Here is a 15,861-nt window from a genome sequence, read left to right as displayed (position 1 = left end):
GCCCGCTCCTCGCGATCGTCCCCGCCCGATCACCGCTGCGCCGCGACCGCCTGCCAATGCCGCTGCAACGCTTCGTAGTACGCCTCGATCGCGGCGGTTTCCTCGGCGAGCGGCCAGGCGTTGTGGCCGACGCATTGCGTGGCGTCGGTGCGGCAGCACCGGGCGCGGCGGCAGACCTTCAGTCGGCACCTGCGCCAACCGCCCAGCGAATCCGACATCCGCCGGCGCACCGCGCGTTTGCTGCGCTCACGATCCTCGGCGCGCAGCGCTTGCAGCATCTCGGCCTCGGCGACCGCGCGCGCCCTCTCCGCCTCCCGGTCGCGCCGCGCCAGGAATTCGTCGTCGTAAATCACCTCGACGTCGTCGACATCACCGGCCATCGGCCTCTCCTGTCTTGCTGACGATGTGCTGAAAAGCAGGCACGGCGATGCGTTGTCGGCTGTGCGCCGGCTCGGCCGTCCCGGTTGGCCTCCCCCAAAGAGGGAGGCGGAGCGCCGAAAGGCGCAACCTTGTTAGTAGTGCCGCAGCACTGCGCGCCGGATCGCCGGCGATCAGCGCCGCGAAACGCCTTTCGACGCTCCACCGTGGCGACTTTGCGCCTCAGGGCCGTGCTTCCGGGCACAGGCACGGGTAATCAAACCCGACGGATCCGGCGGGATTTCTCCGCCTTCACCTGTGCCCGTCCAGCCAACTAACAAGTGGCAGACCCCCGTAGTGGGGCCGGACGGCGACCCGAGTGCGCAGGGTGACGTCCACCCCACGCCCGCAGGCGCCACACCCCGCCCCGCGACGACCAGCGTCCCGGATCGCGCCCCTCGATGGGGCGGAGTGACTAGGTATATAAACCTAGGTTGTAAGATTGTCAAGCATGGGGATCAATTGAGGCGCCCGGCGCTCCGTATGAGGAATGGATAGCTGTGCATGATTGTCAATTCCGGATCAAGCGGATTGAAACTACTGAAATTAAGCCTGACAAATTCATCATGAAACTTAGTTATCACCCATCGCCTCCAATCATCGCCCCGATTTTCAACAATATCCTTAAGCGGATTCTGACCGTATAAAACAAAGGCTTGAAAGAGATCAATTGAATCGACCCTATCAACTGCAACACCGGAATAACTGTTACCGATCTGAACGAACCATTTCCTCGGCTTTTCACGTCGCAGGTTCAACGCTTCTGCGAATTGGTTAGTAAACGCCGGCGTCAACCCCATTTGGCACCCCAAGACCATTGGAAAAAGTACCGTTAGTTCGACTGGAATACTCTTGTTCCAGGCAGAACCTATGCTGCGGATTATGTCATAAGACCGCTGAATATCTCTTGGACCAAAAGCAAACTGCTTGAAGCCATCATTTAGATAAGCTTCAAGACCAACATCGAGCGGCAGACAAAAGCGTTCAAGCACGATAGGTTTTCGAACCAGCAGATCTTCCAAGAATGCGCGCTTCTCCGCTCGGTCCAGCGAATAGCTCTGGTCAAAAAATCGATGAAGGTAACGCCTCCCATCAAAATTCACTCCATACACAGCCCCCATAGCTTGGGCCAATTGATCGGCATCAGTTGCAATTACAAATGCCACATCAGGCATATCAAACAGATGCTTGATACGCTCCAACAATTCGATAGCGTAATTTGGCCTGCAACGATCTAGCTCATCCACTAAAATATAGAGTGGCGTCTTGTCTTCAGCCCGAAGCTTAGAGACGAAATCGCCGAGGTGTGATTTGAAGTTTTCGACCGTCTTTTTATTACGCCGAAATTTTTCGAGGAGCGCACTCGCCTCTGCCTCGATAAATTTATCGAAGGTCCGCTCAATTTCCTTACCCGCATCTTTTGCGGATTCTTTCGCGGAATCGCCTAGTATCTGAACCATTTCATCAAGGGCTGCTCCACCAACGTATCTCTTGGCTGTCTGAGCAATTAATCCCTTGGTCCCAGCCACAGCCAATTCACCACCCGCTGCAACCACCTTCCGGAAGGTCCTCTTCGCGGCCTGCGAAACGGACGGGCTACTTGATACGGCACGCTCTATACCGTCCATAAACGCGAGCAACGGATCTTCAGAATAATCGTCCGTCCAGGCGTTTATAAATGCGGCGGCCCGCCCAATTGATGCTAAGTGATTCCGGAACCGCTCAAGGAAGTAAGTCTTTCCTTCTCCCCAGGGAGCATCTAAATTCAGGACAAATGATTTTGGTCCATCCGTTAATCGCCGCTCAGCTAATCGACCGTCAATAAAAGAGATCAGAAATTCGGCCTCGCCTCGCCTTTCGAAGGCATCGCCGCGCCATATTGCGGATATTTCATCCTCCATGATTGCCATCCATTCGCAAAAAACACCCCGGCGAATATGAATCCGCTCGATTAATTTGGAATATCAACAATTCTGTAGTCGACAACCCTTCTCAGCTACCACTTAGCAAGCGTAGCCCGGGTGAGCGTAGCGACACCCGGGGACGACCGCTCCCCGCATGTCGCTTCGCTCATGCGGGCTACGGCGTTCACGGCTCCCTCCTCTATCGTCCCAGCTCGTAGAGCGGATGAGCGCAGCGTAATCCGCCGCCTTCATCGAAGTCACGTATCGCCGGGCTACGCCTTCGACTAACCCGCCCTACGAATTACTCCGGACGAGACTCACTGCTCGCGGCGCCCTGACCCCAGCCCTCTCCCGCAAGCGGGAGAGGGAGCGCGCTGCGGCTTGGGGCGGGATCTATTTCTCTCGCAGCAGGCCCTGGGTCGTCGCGCATGTCCGTTGCCGGAGCGCAGCCCGTCGCCGAGCGCGGCATAACCTCTCCCGCTTGCGGGAGAGGTCGGATCGCGCAGCGATCCGGGTGAGGGCACTCCTCTCCACGAACGCGGACTCACTGCCCGCGTCGCCCTCACCCCCTCTCCCGCGAGCGGGAGAGGGGGCGCGCTGCGGCTTGCGGAAACTGGCGTTTGCCACCTGGCGACCGCGCGGTCCGGCAGCGCGATGCGCGACTTGGCAGTCGAAGAGAGGCTGCGTTTCAGCCGTGCCCGCCCGTTCTGAAGCCGCCAGGACAGGTAGCGGAATTTTAAGTCATGACGCCTTTAATACCCGGATACCTACGCCTTACCCCCCTCAGATAACGCGAGAGACTTCGGACCTGAGCGCTGCGCAGGGGCAGATTCGCGTTCTGGAGATTTGTGATGGATGGCCCGACCGAACTCCAGAACCTCGTCAACAGCATCGAGGCGAGCGTCGCTCTCGTCGGCAGAGACGAAGGGGGAGTTCTCGTCGTTCGCGCGTGCAACGACAAGTTCCTTCGGATGTTGGGACGGGGCCAGCCAGCCATCGGTTTCTTCCCGGTGCCGTTCGACGCCGTGGTCCCGAACTATGCGCGACCAGCCTTCCGCGACAAGCTGCAGGAATGCTTCGCGACGGGCGTGCCGCAGGAGGTGGAACAGGCTTATGACCTGCGCGAAGGCACCTACTGGTGGCGTCTCTCGCTGAAGCCGTTCCATCACACCGATGGCGGGACTGCCGTGACCGAGATTCTTATCACGGGCCTCGACATTACCGCCAAGATGCTGCTGAGACAGGAACTCGAGATATCGACGTCCCGGTTCCGCTCGGTGGTCGACGCCGCCTACGATGCCATCATCACCGTCGACCAGCAGCATAACATCACTCTTTTTAATCGCTCGGCCGAGACCTTGTTCGGGTACCAGGCCGCCGAAGTCCTGAACCAGCCGATCGAGCGATTACTGCCGGAGAAGTTCCGCACCAACCACCGCCAGTATATGCAGCAGTTCACCCGCTCTCCTGTCCATTCGCGCCAGATGGACGAACGCAACCGGGTCTACGGTCTGCACCGCGACGGCACGTTGCTGCCGGTGGAGATCGCCATCTCCAAGATCAGTGTCGGTGGAGTGCAAGAATTCACCGCCGTCATCCGCGACATCACCGATCGCGTGCGCCTGATGGATTTGCTGCAGAAGCAGGCGGTCACAGACGAACTGACCGGACTGCCGAACCGGCGCGAGTTCCTGGAGGTGGTCGGCGACGTGCTCGCCACAGATGCCGACCTGTCCGTGTTCATGCTCGACATCGACCATTTCAAGAAGATCAACGACAACTATGGGCACGATATCGGCGACGACGCGCTGCGCGCCCTCTCCCGCGTGGCGATGGCCTCTACGCGCGCCGAGGACATCTTCGCCCGCTGGGGCGGTGAAGAGTTCGTCGCGGCCTTGCCGGGCGTCGGCTTGGAACAGGCGACGGCGCTGGCCGAGAAACTGCGGCTGAGGATCGCGCACGAGAACGTCCGGCACGACTGGAAGACCGGCGGACCTGTGGCCTTCACCGTCAGCATCGGCGTCGCTGAGCGCCAGCCCAAGGAGCGCGATGCCAACGAACTGATCCGGCGGGCCGACCAGGCGCTCTATCGGGCCAAGCATGCCGGCCGCAACTGCGTCCAGGTGAACTGACGTCGTTGGCCGACGATACGGCTAATCCGGCCGACCATGTGGTCCGGATTCAACTCACTGCCCGCGTCGCCCTCACCCCGGCCCTCTCCCGCAAGCGGGAGAGGGAGCAGGCCGTGCCCGTAGCGGGCTGATCACGTGAGCGGCTACGCCAGCTTGTTGACGCCGGAGGTCGTGGTCGCTGTGGTGGTCGCGGGTGGGTACTTCGTGGCCGGGACGACGAAGGATTTGAAGCCAGACTGGACGATGATCCGGCCGCTCTTGCCGTCCTCGGTCGAAAGCTGCGCCTGGCCGAACATGATGACGTTCTTGTAGACGAGGCCGGTGCCCTCGCGGGTGATGCCGTTGATCGTCGTCGAGACCTTCGCCTCCTTGCCGTCGATCGACAGCACGCGGAAGCTCGACGTGCCCTGGGTGTCGTCGGAGTGACCGCCCCAGCTGCCGACCAGCATGTTGGTCTCGGTCGCGGGCTGCTGCTTCTCGAGAAACGCACTGGCCTTGCCGCCGCCGGCGGAGAACACCAGCGCCGCGGTCTTGCCGTTCTTGGTGCCGATCGTCACGTTGCCGAAGGTGAGCGTGCCGTCCTTGACCGACGCGACGCCGCGCTCGGTGCGGCCGTGATGGGTGTATTCGATCTGCGCGGTGGCGCCGCGGATGTTGATGACCTTGAAGCCGACGTCCTGGCCGTTGCCGGCCCACTTGCCCTTCCACTCACCGACCAGCCGGCTGAGGCCGTACATCCGCTCGGCGGCCGGCGAGATCTGATTGGTGGTGGACGTAATCGCTGCCATGGCGCAATCCGCGCCTCCGCTGAAATCGCTGGCCTGCCGATGCGCCGCGCGGGCCGCATCGCAGGATGGAAACAAACAGAAACAAACCCAGCATTGGTTAACGCGGGTTAAGGAGGGGTTAACGTGCGTTAAGTGCGACGCAGCGCCGCGCCCGGCCCCGGTGAGGCTGAACTGATCGCTGCGGCGACGCGCGGCGGTTTGATCCAGCGCAGGGCGATCGCGGCTGCGGTCGCAAGGATGCGGAAGTGCGGCGGGCCCGCCACGACGCGCGGCTTGTCGTGGCGTGCCATGCGCGCGGGCGAACGATTGGCGGAGACCTGGTTTGCGGGATGCTTCCGGCTGGACGGTGATCGGCGGACAGGCCGGGTCGACGCCGGCGGCGCTGGTCGCCGATGGCGACGGCCGCGCGTGGTACGTCAAGACGCCGCCGAGCGACGATCATGCCCGCAACGAGCTACTCGCCAACCGGCTGTATCGGCTGGCCGGCACCGCGGTGGCGGAGGTCGAGCTGGTGCGGCGAGGCGGCGCGCTGGCGGTGGCGAGCGCGGTGGTGCGCGGCGCCTCGCTCGGCGAAGCGCTGTCGTCCCCCGCCCCCGGCGTCGCCGCCGCGGTGTGCCGCGACTTCGCCGTCGATGCCTGGCTCGGCAATCGCGACGTGCTCGGCGCCGACCTCGACAATGTGCTGGTCACCCGCAGCGGCGCGGTGGTGCGCATCGACCAGGGCGGCGCGCTGGCGTTTCGCGCGCGTGGCGCCGTGAAGACAGATTTCGGACCGGCCGCGACCGAGTTCGACACGCTGCGCGATCCGCGCAGCAATGCGGTGGCGGCGAGCGTGTTCAGCGCGATGACGCCGCACGCGCTGGCGGCGTCGGTCGCCAAGGTGGCGGCGATCAGCGACGCGGCGATCGGCGAGACGGTGAGCGGCGTGCTCGGCGACACGCCGCCCGCGCAGGCGATGACCGCGCTGCTGATCGCGCGGCGGGACGATCTGGCGCGGCGCGTGGCCGAGGCCGGCGCGCCGGCGCCGCGGGCCCGGCGGCTGGCCGGGCTGCGTACCAGCACGACGCATCCGCTGCAGATCGCCGAAGTCCGCGCCAGCCCGGCGCACGGCCGGATCGGCATCACCTTCTGCCCCGGCAAGCACGACGCCACCGCACTGACCGGCGGCTGGGCGCGCGACCTCGGCGCCGATCTCGACGCCATCCGCGATTGGGGCGCCAGCCTGGTGATCACGCTGGTCGAGCCGAGCGAACTCGCGCTGCTACGCGTGCCGCAACTCGGCGAGGAAGTGCAGCGCCGCGCGATGCGCTGGCTGCATCTGCCGATTCCGGACTATCACCCGCCGACCGCGGACTTCGAACGCCGCTGGGCAAGCGAGGGCCGCCCCATCCGCCAACAGCTCCGCGACGGCCACGACCTCGTCGTGCATTGCAAAGGCGGCCTCGGCCGCGCCGGCATGATCGCGGCGCGCCTGCTGGTCGAACTCGGCGTGCCGCCGCTCGAGGCGATCGCTCAGGTCCGCAAAGCCCGCGGCCGCGGCGCGATCGAAACCAGCGCCCAGCAGGCAGTGGTGGAACGCGCGACGGCGATCGATTAGTTGGAGAGAGGCCGTGCCCGCGTCGCCCTCACCCCAGCCCTCTCCCGCACGCGGGAGAGGGAGCGCGCTGCGGCTTGGGGCTGGGGCTATGATCAGCTCGTAGTCACGGGCCTCGCGCCGAGCACGGCGCAACCTCTCCCGCTTGCGGGAGAGGTCGGATCGCGCAGCGATCCGGGTGAGGGCACTCCTCTCAAAGAGTGGCTGAGTCGGTGCCCGGGGCGCCCTCACCCCAGCCCTCTCCCGCGAGCGGGCGAGGGAGCGCGCTGCGGCTTGGGGCGGGGACTCGGGTTACACGACTCGTCATGGCCGGGCTTGTCCCGGCCATCCACGTCTTTCTCCGATGCGGTGCTGTTAGCGCAGTGAGAAGTTCACCGGGACGGTGAAGCTCAGCGAGGACTGCGTCATCTCCGGCGGGAACGATGGCAGCGGCTGGGCGCGCTGGATCATGGCCATCGTTTCGGCATCGAGCGCGGGGTGGCCGGTGCTTCGGGCGAGGCGGCTGCCGAGGACGTGGCCGCTGCGGCCGACGGTGAAGCTGAGCATCGCGGTGCCCTGCTCGCCGGCGGCTTTCGAGCCGGAGGGATATTGCTTGTAGCGCGCCAGATGCGCGGCGAGCCGATCGCGATAGGACGGCAGCGCGGCCGCCGCCGCGGCGCGGCCGGCCTGCGGCGAGGATTGCAGCGATGCCTGACGCTCGGCGAGCGGCGCGGCGGTGGTGCGCGGCGCCGGCGGCTCGCGCGATTCCGGCTTCGGCTCGGCGCGCGCCGGCTTGCGCTTCGGCTCCTCGCGCGCGGTCCGCTTCGCCTCCGGCTTGACGGGCTTGCTGATCGGCTTCGCCGCCTCGGGCTGCTTTACGGGCTCGGCCTGCTGTGCTTGCGGCGGCAGCATGACCTCGGGCGCCGACGCGACCGGGACAGGCACAGCCTGCGGTTCGACCTGCGGCTGCGCTTGCAGCGCGGTCGGCTCCTTGGCGGGTTTCTCCGGCTCGGCCCGCTCGGCCTCCGGCTGCGCCTGCTGCATCTGCGGTCCCGGCGCAAGGTCCTGCGGCTGCAGCGCGGGTGCGGCGGGCGCCGGCGACAGATCGACCATGATGGCCGGCATTTCGACGCCGGGCGGCGGGGCTTGCTGATACCAGGCGAGCGCCGCAGCGATCAGCAGCAGGTGCGCCGCGACGATCGCGATCGCCGACGCCATCCATTGCGAGGCGCGGCCGCGTCCGGGCTCGTCGTGCAGCGCGTACACGTTCATGGGCTGTCACGCCCGTCGAGGCCGACCAGCGCGACCTTGAGATAGCCGGCGTCGCGCAGCAGGTTCATCACCGCCATCAACTCGCCATAGCTGACCGCCTTGTCGGCGCGGACGAAGATGCGCTCGTCCTTGTTGCCGTTCGTCGCGCCCTGCAGCGCGGCGTCCAGCGCATCGCGCGCGACGGGCGTTTCGCCGATCGCCAGCGTCAGGTCGGATTGCAGCGTCAGATACACCGGCTTGTCCGGGCGCGGCTGCGGCGCCGCCGTGCTTGCCGGCAGGTCGACGCCGAGATCGACGGTGGCGAGCGGCGCCGCCACCATGAAGATGATCAGCAGCACCAGCATCACGTCGATGAACGGCGTGACGTTGATCTCGTGCGCGACCGCGAGATCGTCCTCCGCGGCCTGCCGCCTCCTCACGCCGAGCCGCACGCCCATGCCCTACTCCGCGGCCCGCGCCATCAGCCGCGCCGAGCGGCCGCGATCGCGGCTGACCAAGAGCAGCACCTGCGCCGAAGCGTCGCCGAGCAGCGCGCGATAATTGGCGATCTGCCGGACCAGGTAGTTGTAGATCACCACCGCCGGCACCGCGGCGACGAGGCCGAGCGCGGTGGCGAGCAGCGCCTCGGCGATGCCCGGCGCCACCACGGCGAGATTGGTGGTGTGCGCTTCGGAAATGCCGATGAAGGCATTCATGATGCCCCACACCGTGCCGAACAGGCCGACGAACGGCGCCACCGCGCCGATGGTGGCGAGGATGCCGGTGCCGCGCGTGATCTTGCGCGACATCGCCGCTTCAGTACGCTCCAGCCGCAGCGCGACCCGCTCCTTGAAATCGTCGTCGAAATTCCAGCCGGAGAGCTGCGCTTCACGCGCCGCGGTCTGGATCAGCTGCCCGACGCCGTCCTTCGCCTCGGTGCTGCGCAGCTCGGCCAGCGTGGTGTCGGTCTCGAGCTGAGCCAGCGCCGCGCGGGCGCGCGCGGTCTCGCGGCGGAGCTCGATGGTCTTGGACAGCCACACCGTCCAGGTCGCCAGCGAGGCCACGGCGAGCCCGACCATCACCACTTTCACGACGATGTCGGCGGCAGTGAACATACCCCAGGGCGACAGATCGCGCGGCAGCGTCGCCAGCGCGTTCGCCGCCTCCGCGCCCGACGGTGCGATCAGCAGCGCCGCGGCCATGAGGCCGAGCGCGGGCTTGCGGATCATCGGGGCAACGCGGAACTGCGGCATCATCCACTCTTGGCGGGGAACACAGGGCCGGGACCTATCGCACGGATCGGCGCAGCGAAAAAATCAAATCTGGCCGGCGCTTGGCCCGCCCCTCACCTGTCGCATAGCCACGCGGCGTGCGGATTGTTCTGGCTCAAAGCGGGATCGGGTCGTCATCTGGTGCACCCGGCTCAACCCATCCACATGCACCGAGTCCTCATCCTGAGGAGCCCGGCGCAGCCGGGCGTCTCGAAGGATGGGGCCACGCATCCGTTCGCGGCCCATGGTTCGAAACCGCGCTCCGCGCCTCCTCACCATGAGGTTGTGCGTGCGGCGAAAGCTCGAATGTCTTCGCTACTGCGCCGCCGTGCGGAATAAGCTCGCTGTGCCGCATCAGTTCGGATTTGCGGTCGCGCCGCCGACCTGCCAGACTATCCGGAACAACACCCGGCGCACGCCGGCACAACAAGAAACGGGAGGATGCATGGGCGCCTATGAGACGCTCGTGGTCGAACGTCCCGATCCGGCGGTGGCGCGGATCGTGATGAACCGGCCGGAGGCGCGCAACGCGCAAAATCTGCAGATGACCTACGACCTCAACGCAGCGTTCGACGATGCGGTGCAGGACGATACGGTCAAGGTGATCATTCTCGCCGGCGCGGGCCCGCATTTCTCCGCCGGGCATGACCTGCGCGCCACCACCAAGAACGAAGCCGGCATCGACTTTGCGCCGGTCGGCGCCTGGGGCGGCTTCCGCGAGCCCGGCGCACATGGGCGAATGGCGCGCGAGCAGGAGATCTATCTGCAGATCACACGGCGCTGGCGCAATCTCGCCAAGCCGACCATCGCCGAGGTGCACGGCAAGTGCATTGCCGGCGGGCTGATGCTGGCCTGGGCCTGCGACCTGATCGTCGCCGCCGACAATGCCGAGTTCTGCGATCCGGTGGTGACGATGGGCGTGTGCGGCGTCGAATGGTTCGTGCACCCGTGGGAACTCGGCCCGCGCAAGGCCAAGGAGCTGCTGTTCACCGCCGATAGCTGGAGCGCGCAAGACGCGTACCGGCTCGGCATGGTCAATCACGTGGTGCCGGCCGCCGAACTATCAGCTTTCACCCTGGCGCTCGCCCAGCGCATCGCCGCCAAGCCCGCCTTCGCGCTGAAGATGACCAAGGAGGCGGTCAACCGCTCGGTCGATATTCAGGGCCAGCCGGCCGCGATCGATCAAGCGTTCGCGCTGCATCAGCTCTGTCACGCTCACAATCTGCAGGAGTTTGGAATGATCGTCGATCCGTCGGGACTGCATCCGTCGGTGCGCAAACAGGTGAAGGTGTAAGCGATGGATCTCACGCCCAGTGACGAACAGCGGCTGCTGCGCGAAAGCGCCGACCGCTTCATCGCCGAGACCTACACGGCCAAGCTGCGCGAGCACAACGCCAGGGAGCCGTTCGGCTTCAGTGAGGCGATCTGGAAGCAGTTCGCCGATCTCGGCTGGCTGGCGCTGCCGCTACCCGAACAGCATGGCGGCATCGGTGGCGGCGCGATCGAAGTCGGCATCCTGATGGAAGCGTTCGGCCGCGGCCTCGTCAGCGAGCCGTATCTGTCGACCGTGGTGCTCGGCGCCGGCCTCGTCGCCGAACACGGACGCGACGAACAGAAGGCGGCGCTGCTGCCGCAGATTGCCGAAGGCACGCTGCGACTGGCTTTCGCCCATACCGAACGCGCCGCGCGCGCAAACCTGTCGCGCGTCGACACCACGGCGCGCAAGGACGGCGATCACTACGTGCTCAACGGCGCCAAGGTCGCGGTGCTGGACGGCGGGTCGGCCGATCAGCTGATCGTCCCGGCGCGGCTGGCGAACAACGGCAGCGGCTCGCTGCGGCTGTTCCTGGTGCCGCGCGATGCGGCCGGCCTGACGCTCGCCGACTATCCGCGGCTCGGCGGCGGACGCGCCTGCAATCTGACGCTGGAGGATGTGCGCGTGCCGGCCGACTCGATGCTCGGCGCCGACACTGATGCGTATCCGGCGGTCGAGGCCGTGGTCGATCGCGCGCTCGCCGCGATGTCGGCCGAAGCGGTCGGCATGATGCAGACCCTGACCGACAAGACGCTCGACTACACCAAGGTGCGCAAGCAGTTCGGCCGGCCGCTCGCGGCCAATCAGGTGATCCGGCATCGCCTCACCGACATGTCGGTGCAGGTGGACGAGGCCCGTTCGATGGCTCTGCGCGCGGCGCTGAAGGCGGATGCCGACGCCGCCGAGCGCGGCCGCGCCGCCTCCGGCGCCAAGGCCAAGATCGGCAACGGCGCACGCTTCGTCGCCGAACAATCCGTGCAGTTGCACGGCGGCATGGGCGTCACCGATGAACTCGACGTCGGCGCTTACTTCAAACGTCTGCTGGCGTTCGAGACGCTGTTCGGCGGCAGCACCCACCATTATCGCCGCCACGCCGCGCTCAGCGGCCGGCCTGTTTAAGCAAAGCGAGGCATCGATATGGATATGACCTTCGGCGAAGCCGAGCTCGCCTTTCAGCAGGAAGTCCGCGACTTCATCGCGGCCAACCTGACGCCCGACATGAAGCGGGCGGAGTCTTTGAATGCGTCCGTGTTCTCCGAGCCGGAGACCGGCGTGCCGTGGCAGCGCGCCCTCAACGCCAAGGGCTGGGGCGCGCCGGGCTGGCCGGTCGAATATGGCGGCACCGGCTGGACGCCGGCGCAGCGCTGGATCTTCGAGACCGAGTGCGCCCATGCGGGCGTGCCCTCGCCGACGCCGATGGGCGTCAAGATGGTGGGCCCCGTCATCATCGGCTTCGGCTCGCCGGAGCAGAAGAACTACTTCCTGCCGCGGATTCTGTCCTGCGAGGATTATTGGTGCCAGGGCTATTCGGAGCCGGGCTCGGGCTCGGACCTGTCGTCGCTGAAGACCCGCGCGGTCCGCGACGGTGATGAGTACGTCATCAACGGCACCAAGATCTGGACCACCCACGCCCACAACGCCAACATGATGTTCGCGCTGGTGCGCACCAGCGACGAACCGCGCCAGCAGGACGGCATCAGCTTCGTGCTGATCGACATGAAGAGCCCCGGCATCACCATCCGGCCGATCCTCACCATCGGCGGCGACCACGAGGTCAATCAGGTGTTCTTCGACGACGTCCGGATTCCGGCGTCAAACCTGGTCGGCGAGGAAGGCAAGGGCTGGACCTACGGCAAGTATCTCTTGGAATTCGAGCGCGGCTCCGGCATCGCCTCGGCCAAGCTGCGCAAGGCGCTGCACCGGACGGCGGCGCTCGCCGAGTCGGAGGCGACCGGCCGGGCGATCGAGGATCCGGACATCGCGATCCGGATGTCGGAGGCCGAGGTCGATATCGACGCGCTGGAAATGACCGAGCTGCGCGTGCTGTCGGCACTGCAGAACGGCCAGAACCCCGGCGCGGTGTCGTCGATCCTCAAGCTGCGCACCAGCGAGATCTATCAGGCGGTGAGCCGGCTCGGCGTCGACGTCATCGGCACCGACGGCCTGTATGTCGAACCGACCCGCCCGCTGCACCGCCTCAACGCCCCGCCGGCGATTCCCGAGGACGAACTCGCCATCATGCCGACGCACCTCAACGGCCGCGCCTACACCATCTTCGGCGGCACCTCGGAGATCCAGCGCGACATTATCAGCAAGCTGGTGCTGGGGCTGTAACGACCAAGACCAGCCCCACTCCGTCATTGCGAGGAGCGCAGCGACGAAGCAATCCAGCGCAATGCAACTGGGCTTCTGGATTGCTTCGCTCCGCTCGCAATGACGGGGAAAGGTGATCAGATATTCCGCTGATCCTTCACCCGCACCGCCTTGCCCTGCGAGCGCGGGACGTCGCCGGGCGACTTCACCGCCACCCTGCAGGTGACGCCGATCAGCGACTTGATGTGGTGCGTCACCTCGGCGGCCTTCTTGGCGAGCGCCGCCTCGTCACGGGGCGCGTCCGGGGCGATCTCGACTTCGACCGTCATGGCGTCGAGCGCCTTGTCGCGCGTCAGTACGATCTGGTAGTGCGGCGCGATGCCGGGGAAGCCGATCAGCACCGACTCCACTTGCGACGGATAGACGTTGACGCCGCGGATGATCAGCATGTCGTCGTCGCGGCCGGTGACGCGCATGATCCGGAGGTGGGTGCGGCCGCAGGCGCAGGGCTCGGTGCAGAGGCTGGTGATGTCGCGGGTGCGATACCGGATCATCGGCAGCGCTTCCTTGGTCAGCGTGGTGATCACCAGCTCGCCGACCGATCCCATTGGCAGCACCTGCAAGGTTTCCGGATCGATCGTCTCGAACAGGAAGTGATCTTCCCAGCCGTGCAGGCCATTCTGCGCCACGGCGCATTCGCAGGCGACGCCGGGGCCCATGATCTCCGACAGACCGTAGACGTCGACCGCCTTGATGCCGAGCCGCGCCTCGAGATCGCGGCGCATCGCATCGGACCAAGGCTCGGCGCCGAACAGGCCGACCCGCAGCGGCGCGTTGCGCAGATCGACGCCCATCTGCTCGGCGACTTCGGCGATGTTCAGCGCATAGGACGGCGTGCAGCACAGCGCGTTGGCGCCGAAATCGGCGATCAGCCCCACCTGCCGCTCGGTGCCGCCGCCCGACGCCGGCACGACCGTGCAGCCGAGCCGCTCGGCGCCGTAATGCGCGCCGAGGCCACCGGTGAACAGGCCATAGCCATAGGCATTGTGGACGATATCGTCCGGCGACACCCCGGCGCCGACCATCGAGCGCGCCATCAGATCGGCCCAGACGTCGAGATCGTTGCGGGTGTAGCCGACCACGGTCGGCTTGCCGGTGGTGCCCGACGAGGCATGGATCCGCGGCATCTGATTGCGCGGCACCGCGAACATGCCGAACGGGTAGTGGTCGCGCAGGTCGGTCTTCTTGGTGAAGGGAAACTTCGCGATGTCCGCGAGCGACGTCAGGTCGCCCGGCTTGACGCCCGCTTCGTCGAAGCTCCGGCGATAGTGCGGCACGTCGCGATACGCCCGCTCGACGATCTTGCGCAGCCGCTCGAACTGCAGCGCCGCGAGCTGCGGCCGCGGCATGGTCTCGATGAGGCGGTCGTGCATGTAAACGGCGGGTTCACGCAATGCGGGCTGGGCGCTCATCGAAACGATCCTTTGTCGGAAAATCAGGAGGCCGCCGCAACGGCGGGCGCCTTGGCCAAGTCGTAGCCGGCGGCGAGCGCGTCCAGGTTGAGGTCGAGGAAGCCGCGCGGCGACGAGGCGCGCACCACCTGCTCGATCGATTTGTGCTTGCACAGCCCGGTCAGCTCGATCAGCGCCGCGAGCGCGACGATGTTGGTGACGCGTTCGCTGCCGAGCTCGATCGCGGTGCGGCTGAGCGGCAGCGACAACTGCTTGCCATCGCCGGCCGGCAGTTCGGGACACAGCCGCGTATCCGCGATCACCAGCGCGCCGGCTTTCAGCCGCGGCCAGGACGGCTTCACCGCGATCTTGTCGAGCAGCACCAGATAGTCGAATGCGACCGGCAGCGGATAGTCGACCTCGCCGGCCGCGACCACCAGGTCGGCGTTGCAGAAGCCGCCGCGCGAGGTCGGCTCGTAGGTCTGCGACTGTGCGACGTGGCGGCCTTCCAGCGCCAGCGCGTCGGCGAGCAGCTTGGCGCTGAGCACCAGGCCCTGCCCGCCGGTGCCGCCGAAGCGCAGTTCGATCCGGGATTTCGGCATCGTCTCGCTCCTGTTACTTGGCGGCACGCGCGGCGGCGGCGGCGCGCAGCGCAGCGCCGTATTCCGGGCGATGGTTGCGGGCGAGCACGCCGGTCGGCAGGTCTGTCGAGCGGAACGGTTCGTCGACGCTGTCGCGATACGCCGACGGGCGCATGTCACTCTTCTGCCGCAGCACCATCTCGGACGACGAGCCCATGTCGTTCTTGCGACCATACACCTCGGTGCAGTCCGACAGCACCTCGATGAAGGCGAAGCCCGGATGCCGCAGCCCGTCCTTGATCAGTTCCTTCATCTTCGGCACGTGGCGCGTCACCTCGCGGCCGACGAAGCCGGCGCCGGCGGCGATCGCCAGCGCGCAGGCGTCGAAATTCGGCTCGGTGTTGCCGTGCGGCGTGGTCGTGGTCAGCCGCGTCTCGGACGTGGTCGGCGACACCTGGCCGCCGGTCATGCCGTAGATCTCGTTGTTGAGCATCAGGCAGGTCAGCTTGAGATTGCGCCGGCAGGCATGGATCAGATGGTTGCCACCGATCGCCAGGCAGTCGCCGTCGCCGGTGATCACCACGACATGCAGATCCGGCCGCGCCAGCGCGAGGCCCGTCGCATAGGCCAGCGGCCGGCCGTGCGTGGTGTGAAAGGTGTTGGCGTCGATATAGGCCGACAGCCGGCCGGCACAGCCGATGCCGGACACCACCGCGAGCTTGTCGCGGTCGATCTTCAGTTCGTGCAGCGCCCACAGCAGCGCGCGCAGCGCCATGCCGTGGCCGCAGCCGGGGCACAGGAAGTGCGGCATCATCTCCTTGCGGAGATAATCGCGGACGTCGAAATGCGGCGCGTCGCGGAACAT

The 15,861-nt window shown here is 66.3% G+C and carries 14 protein-coding genes; 5 read left to right on the top strand and 9 right to left on the bottom strand.

Going from position 1 to position 15,861, the window contains the following annotated elements:
• Nucleotides 1–29: 29 nt before the first annotated feature.
• Both ACFFJ6_RS03570 and ACFFJ6_RS03565 read right to left on the bottom strand, forming a co-directional pair.
• The gene (locus ACFFJ6_RS03570) at nucleotides 30–380 is read right to left on the bottom strand and encodes a hypothetical protein (protein WP_378384432.1); all 351 of its coding nucleotides are present in this window, start codon (nucleotides 378–380) and stop codon (nucleotides 30–32) included.
• Between the two features lie 495 nt (nucleotides 381–875).
• Entirely contained in the window at nucleotides 876–2,318 is a 1,443-nt protein-coding gene (locus tag ACFFJ6_RS03565; RefSeq protein ID WP_378384430.1) for a KAP family P-loop NTPase fold protein, read from the bottom strand.
• 854 nt (nucleotides 2,319–3,172) lie between these two features.
• Here ACFFJ6_RS03565 and ACFFJ6_RS03560 point away from each other — a divergent pair.
• Nucleotides 3,173–4,453 (top strand): sensor domain-containing diguanylate cyclase, encoded by a 1,281-nt coding sequence (locus ACFFJ6_RS03560; RefSeq protein WP_378384428.1) that lies wholly within the window; start codon nucleotides 3,173–3,175, stop codon nucleotides 4,451–4,453.
• A 143-nt stretch (nucleotides 4,454–4,596) separates the two neighbouring features.
• On the opposite strand, the gene ACFFJ6_RS03555 is transcribed toward ACFFJ6_RS03560, so the two are convergent.
• Entirely contained in the window at nucleotides 4,597–5,241 is a 645-nt protein-coding gene (locus tag ACFFJ6_RS03555; RefSeq protein ID WP_378384426.1) for a hypothetical protein, read from the bottom strand.
• 322 nt (nucleotides 5,242–5,563) lie between these two features.
• On the opposite strand from ACFFJ6_RS03555, the gene ACFFJ6_RS03550 reads away from it, so the two are divergent.
• Entirely contained in the window at nucleotides 5,564–6,838 is a 1,275-nt protein-coding gene (locus tag ACFFJ6_RS03550; protein WP_378384424.1) for a cyclin-dependent kinase inhibitor 3 family protein, read from the top strand.
• A 351-nt stretch (nucleotides 6,839–7,189) separates the two neighbouring features.
• Here the strand turns inward: ACFFJ6_RS03550 and ACFFJ6_RS03545 are convergent, their stop codons facing one another.
• From ACFFJ6_RS03545 to exbB, 3 genes are read right to left on the bottom strand one after another with little or no spacing between them, the layout of a single operon-like run.
• Nucleotides 7,190–8,086 (bottom strand): energy transducer TonB family protein, encoded by an 897-nt coding sequence (locus ACFFJ6_RS03545; RefSeq protein WP_378384422.1) that lies wholly within the window; start codon nucleotides 8,084–8,086, stop codon nucleotides 7,190–7,192.
• Nucleotides 8,083–8,523, bottom strand: coding sequence for a TonB system transport protein ExbD (exbD, locus tag ACFFJ6_RS03540; protein WP_378384420.1), 441 nt, complete (start codon nucleotides 8,521–8,523; stop codon nucleotides 8,083–8,085). The genes ACFFJ6_RS03545 and exbD overlap by 4 nt, the downstream gene beginning before the upstream one ends.
• A 3-nt stretch (nucleotides 8,524–8,526) precedes the next feature.
• Complete coding sequence (gene exbB, locus ACFFJ6_RS03535) at nucleotides 8,527–9,321, bottom strand: tonB-system energizer ExbB (protein WP_378384418.1); 795 nt, start codon at nucleotides 9,319–9,321, stop codon at nucleotides 8,527–8,529.
• A gap of 460 nt (nucleotides 9,322–9,781) precedes the next feature.
• On the opposite strand from exbB, the gene ACFFJ6_RS03530 reads away from it, so the two are divergent.
• Genes ACFFJ6_RS03530 through ACFFJ6_RS03520 form a run of 3 tightly spaced genes read left to right on the top strand, consistent with a single transcriptional unit; the run spans nucleotide 9,782 to nucleotide 12,985 of the window.
• A complete protein-coding gene (locus ACFFJ6_RS03530) occupies nucleotides 9,782–10,630 on the top strand; it encodes an enoyl-CoA hydratase (RefSeq protein ID WP_378384416.1) in 849 nt (282 codons plus the stop codon).
• A 3-nt stretch (nucleotides 10,631–10,633) separates the two neighbouring features.
• Nucleotides 10,634–11,770 carry an acyl-CoA dehydrogenase family protein gene (locus tag ACFFJ6_RS03525; protein WP_378384414.1) on the top strand — a complete coding sequence of 379 codons (1,137 nt, stop codon included), beginning with the start codon at nucleotides 10,634–10,636 and terminating at the stop codon, nucleotides 11,768–11,770.
• A gap of 18 nt (nucleotides 11,771–11,788) precedes the next feature.
• A complete protein-coding gene (locus tag ACFFJ6_RS03520; protein ID WP_378384412.1) occupies nucleotides 11,789–12,985 on the top strand; it encodes an acyl-CoA dehydrogenase family protein in 1,197 nt (398 codons plus the stop codon).
• A gap of 116 nt (nucleotides 12,986–13,101) precedes the next feature.
• Here ACFFJ6_RS03520 and ACFFJ6_RS03515 read toward each other — a convergent pair whose 3' ends face one another.
• Genes ACFFJ6_RS03515 through ACFFJ6_RS03505 form a run of 3 tightly spaced genes read right to left on the bottom strand, consistent with a single transcriptional unit; the run spans nucleotide 13,102 to nucleotide 15,861 of the window.
• Nucleotides 13,102–14,436 (bottom strand): phenylacetate--CoA ligase family protein, encoded by a 1,335-nt coding sequence (locus ACFFJ6_RS03515; protein WP_378384410.1) that lies wholly within the window; start codon nucleotides 14,434–14,436, stop codon nucleotides 13,102–13,104.
• Nucleotides 14,437–14,459: 23 nt separating this feature from the next.
• Nucleotides 14,460–15,017, bottom strand: coding sequence for a 2-oxoacid:acceptor oxidoreductase family protein (locus tag ACFFJ6_RS03510; RefSeq protein ID WP_378384408.1), 558 nt, complete (start codon nucleotides 15,015–15,017; stop codon nucleotides 14,460–14,462).
• Between the two features lie 13 nt (nucleotides 15,018–15,030).
• Nucleotides 15,031–15,861, bottom strand: coding sequence for a thiamine pyrophosphate-dependent enzyme (locus ACFFJ6_RS03505; protein WP_378384406.1), 831 nt, complete (start codon nucleotides 15,859–15,861; stop codon nucleotides 15,031–15,033).

It is taken from the genome of Rhodopseudomonas telluris (genome assembly GCF_042432815.1).
GTDB lineage: Bacteria > Pseudomonadota > Alphaproteobacteria > Rhizobiales > Xanthobacteraceae > Rhodopseudomonas > Rhodopseudomonas telluris.
The sequence above is the reverse complement of the archived record's forward strand: the minus strand, read 5'-3'. Positions and strand labels throughout refer to the sequence as shown.